Raw genomic sequence first — 3,769 nt, 5'->3', positions numbered from 1 at the left:
TAGCGCTCCAGGGCATTTCGCAGGGCGCCGGCCGCGTCGTCGTAGAGCTCGACCAGCCGGTCGACGGCGGTCCCGGCATCGGCCACCGCCTGCATCGGCCGCAATTCCCGCTCGATCATGTCGCCTCCGTTCCTGCTGCCGGATCTACACCCCGCACCATCCGGGGGCGAGATGCGGGGTTGCGGGCCGCGGGCACATGGCCGACAAGCCCGCCGGCGCGGAGCGAGGCGGCATGGACGCGGATGAGTTCGGAACCCGTCCCGGCGAAGTGAGGGCAGAATTGCCCACGACCTTCGATGCGGGCCTCCACTTCATCGGCCGGCTGCGCACGCCCTGGCAGGCGCGATCCGACTGTCCGAAGAATGGCCTGCAGACCGATGCGGTCTGCACCGTGGAGGTCGATCCGGCCTACGTCCCCGGCCTGCGCAACGTCACGGGCTGCACGCACCTGATCCTGCTCTACTGGATGGACCGGGCGACCCGCGGCCTCGTGATCCAGCGCCCGCGCCACGCCGACGGTCCCCGCGGCACCTTCTCCCTGCGCTCGCCCGCCCGTCCCAACCCGATCGCCCTGTCGGTGGTGGAACTGCTCGGCCGCGACGGCGACACGCTCCGCGTGCGCGGGCTCGACTGCCTCGACGGCACGCCGCTCCTCGACATCAAACCCTACTACGCCTCCACGGATGCGCGGCCGGACGCGCAGGTCGACCGGGCCGGGGCCGAGCCGTGAGGCGCGTCGCCCTTCTCATTCTCGGTGGGCTCGCCCTGCTGGCGATCGGCGGTTTCGCCGGGTGGCGCCTGCATAGGCCGGCCGCCGATGCGCGGGCCTACGCGGAGATGCGCCTGATCGCCGTGCAGGTCAGCCTCGACGAGGCGCCGCCGGATTACGTGTTCTGGGCCGGCGATTCCCAGGTGGAGCTGCAGCCCGGCAGCCAGCGGCCCTGCGGCCTCGACTTCCTCAACGGCGGGATCAGCGGTTCGACCGCGGCCAGCTATGCGGACTATCTCGCGCGCCTGACCTTCAAGGTCCCTCCCCGGCTCGCCGCCCTGACGATCGGGACCAACGACATCCTCGTGAAGAACAACCCGCAGCTGGACAAGCCGACGGCGCAGTTCGAAGCCGCCGCAGAGGCGATCATCAAGCGGCTCCAGATTTTGACCCCGCGCGTCGTGGTAACGGCCCTCCCCCCGGTCGGGCGCGAACTCGGCAAGCTCGTCGATGCCGGCGCGGTGGCAGTTTACTCGCAGCGCCTGCGCAACCTGTGCGGCCGGCTCGGCTGCGTGTTCACGGACCCGTTCGCGGCCTTGCGCGACGGCGACACCGGCTACGCCAAGCCCGGTGCCCTGCGGGACGGGCTGCATCTCGCGGCGTTCCGGCCGGCGCTGAAGGCGGTCGAGCCGGCGCTCTGCGGGCCGTGACGGGGCGCGGTCTACGGCACGGCGTCCGCATCGTCCCGGCGCGCGACGCGGGGCGATCCGGGGGCGCCCGGAATCCTGCCGTCACGCTCCCCAGAATTGGCTCGCGGCTTTCGCGATGACGGCTGCGGGCCTGCTCATTCCCACTCGATGGTGCCCGGGGGCTTCGAGGTGATGTCGTAGGTGACCCGGTTGATGCCCTTCACCTCATTGATGATCCGGGTCGCGACGCGGCCCAGGAAGGCCATGTCGAACGGGTAGAAATCGGCGGTCATGCCGTCCACCGACGTGACGGCGCGCAGCGCGCAGACATGATCGTAGGTGCGGCCGTCGCCCATCACGCCGACGGTCTTCACCGGCAGGATCACCGCGAAGGCCTGCCAGATCGTGTCGTAGAGCCCGGCCTGCCGGATCTCGTCGAGGTAGATCGCGTCGGCCTTGCGCAGGGCCTCCAGCTTCTCGGCGGTGATCGTGCCGGGGCAGCGGATCGCCAGGCCCGGGCCCGGGAACGGGTGGCGGCCGACGAAGCCCTCGGGCAGGCCGAGTTCCTTGCCGAGGATCCGGACCTCGTCCTTGAACAGCTCGCGGAGCGGCTCCACGAGCTTCATGTCCATGCGCTCGGGCAGGCCGCCGACATTGTGGTGGCTCTTGATGGTCACGGACGGGCCGCCCGTGAAAGACACGCTCTCGATCACGTCCGGATACAGCGTGCCCTGCGCCAGGAACTTCGCCCCGCCGATCTTCTTCGATTCGGCCTCGAACACGTCGATGAACAGGCGGCCAATGGTCTGCGCCTGACCTCGGGGATCCGAGACGCCCTCGAGGGCCGCGAGGAACATCCCCGACGCCTCAACGTGACCCAGCGGGATGTTGTAGTGGTCGCGGAACAGGGCCACGACCTGTTCGGCCTCGCCCAGGCGCAGGAGGCCGTGATCGACGAACACGCAGGTCAGCTGGTCGCCGATCGCCTCGTGGATCAGCACGGCCGCCACGGCGGAATCGACGCCGCCCGACAGGCCGCAGATCACCTTCTCGGAGCCGACCTGCTCGCGGATCTTGGCGATGGCCTCCTCGCGATAGGCGCCCATGGTCCAGTCGCCCGAGCAGCCGGCCACGTCGCGCACGAAGTTGCGGATCAGCAGGGCGCCGTGGGGGGTGTGTGCCACTTCCGGGTGAAATTGCACCGCGTAGTAGTTGCGGGCCTCGTCGGCCACCGCCGCGAAGGGCGCGTTCTTGGAGATCGCCACGGTGGTGAAGCCGTCCGGCAGCTTGGTGACGCGGTCACCGTGGCTCATCCAGACCGGGTACTTCTCGCCCTTGTGCCAGACGCCCTTGAACAGGGGGCAATCGGCCAGGATCTCGACCTCGGCCCGGCCGAACTCCGCGTGGTGTCCCCCCTCGACGGCGCCGCCGAGCTGGGCCGCCATGGTCTGCTGGCCGTAGCAGATGCCGAAGACCGGGACGCCCGAATCGAACACGAGCTGGGGCGCGCGGGGCGAGGCCTCGACGGTTACCGATTCGGGGCCGCCGGAGAGGATCACGCCCTTGGGCTTCTGCTCGCGAAACGCGGCCTCGGCCTTCGTGAAGGGCACGATCTCGCAGTAGACGCCCTCCTCCCGCACCCGGCGGGCGATGAGCTGGGTCACCTGAGAGCCGAAATCGACGATCAGGATCTTGTCGTGGTCGGTGTTCATCGCGGGCGATTATCCGAAGGCCGGGGCGGGTGCAACGCACAAGTCCGGGTTGTCCGGTCTTCCGACGCGCTGACGCCGACGGAATGCCGGATTCCGCCCGTCGATCATACGCTCTTGCATCGTCCCGGGGCCACGCGGCGCGACCCGGGACCCGAATCGGCCGATCCGGTCAGGCGCGCGACGTGGTCTCGGCTGGCCCGACGCGTCGGCTCTCAGTCGAAGTTGCGGACCTTGGCCGATCCGCCGAGGCTGATCGCGGGCTTCGCGGCGGCGCCGGCGAGGCTCACCTTCTTCTGGCCGGGCGGAGTCTTGGCGCGCAGCTGCGGGGCCGGCTCGGGCGCCGGCCGCGACGGCTTCAGGTGCGCCTGTCCGTGGATCACCGAGCCGATCTCGCCCGCCACGCGGATGAGGTCGTCGCGCTCGCAGGAGCGGGCGACCTTCAGCCCGAGCTTGTGCATGTGGCTCTTGCCGTAGAGGTAGGTGGCCAGCTGCGCGCGCTTCAGCGGCGGGATCTGCTCCAGGATCAGCGGCAGGTCGAAATCGTCGGCCCGGTAGACGGAGCCCAGGACCTCGAGGGTTACCGGGCAATCGACTTCGGGCTCGGCGCCGCTGGTCGGATGCGCTTGCGTCATGGATGCCTCTCGGAGGTCGATGGATCG

General features: G+C 69.9%; 4 protein-coding genes. 2 read left to right on the top strand and 2 right to left on the bottom strand.

Annotated elements, in window-relative coordinates:
* The first annotated feature begins 196 nt into the window (after nt 1–196).
* Entirely contained in the window at nt 197–730 is a 534-nt protein-coding gene (gene tsaA, locus I53_RS15225; protein ID WP_251982330.1) for a tRNA (N6-threonylcarbamoyladenosine(37)-N6)-methyltransferase TrmO, read from the top strand.
* Nucleotides 727–1,419 carry a GDSL-type esterase/lipase family protein gene (locus I53_RS15220; RefSeq protein ID WP_043352114.1) on the top strand — a complete coding sequence of 231 codons (693 nt, stop codon included), beginning with the start codon at nt 727–729 and terminating at the stop codon, nt 1,417–1,419. The genes tsaA and I53_RS15220 overlap by 4 nt, the downstream gene beginning before the upstream one ends.
* A gap of 134 nt (nt 1,420–1,553) precedes the next feature.
* On the opposite strand, the gene guaA is transcribed toward I53_RS15220, so the two are convergent.
* Nucleotides 1,554–3,110 (bottom strand): glutamine-hydrolyzing GMP synthase, encoded by a 1,557-nt coding sequence (gene guaA, locus I53_RS15215; protein WP_043352113.1) that lies wholly within the window; start codon nt 3,108–3,110, stop codon nt 1,554–1,556.
* A 212-nt stretch (nt 3,111–3,322) separates the two neighbouring features.
* Complete coding sequence (locus I53_RS15210; RefSeq protein WP_043352116.1) at nt 3,323–3,742, bottom strand: hypothetical protein; 420 nt, start codon at nt 3,740–3,742, stop codon at nt 3,323–3,325.
* Nucleotides 3,743–3,769: the final 27 nt, after the last annotated feature.

The organism is Methylobacterium sp. B1 (assembly GCF_000333255.1).
Taxonomy (GTDB): Bacteria; Pseudomonadota; Alphaproteobacteria; order Rhizobiales; family Beijerinckiaceae; genus Methylobacterium; species Methylobacterium fujisawaense.
This window is presented reverse-complemented; position numbering and strand designations above follow the sequence as displayed.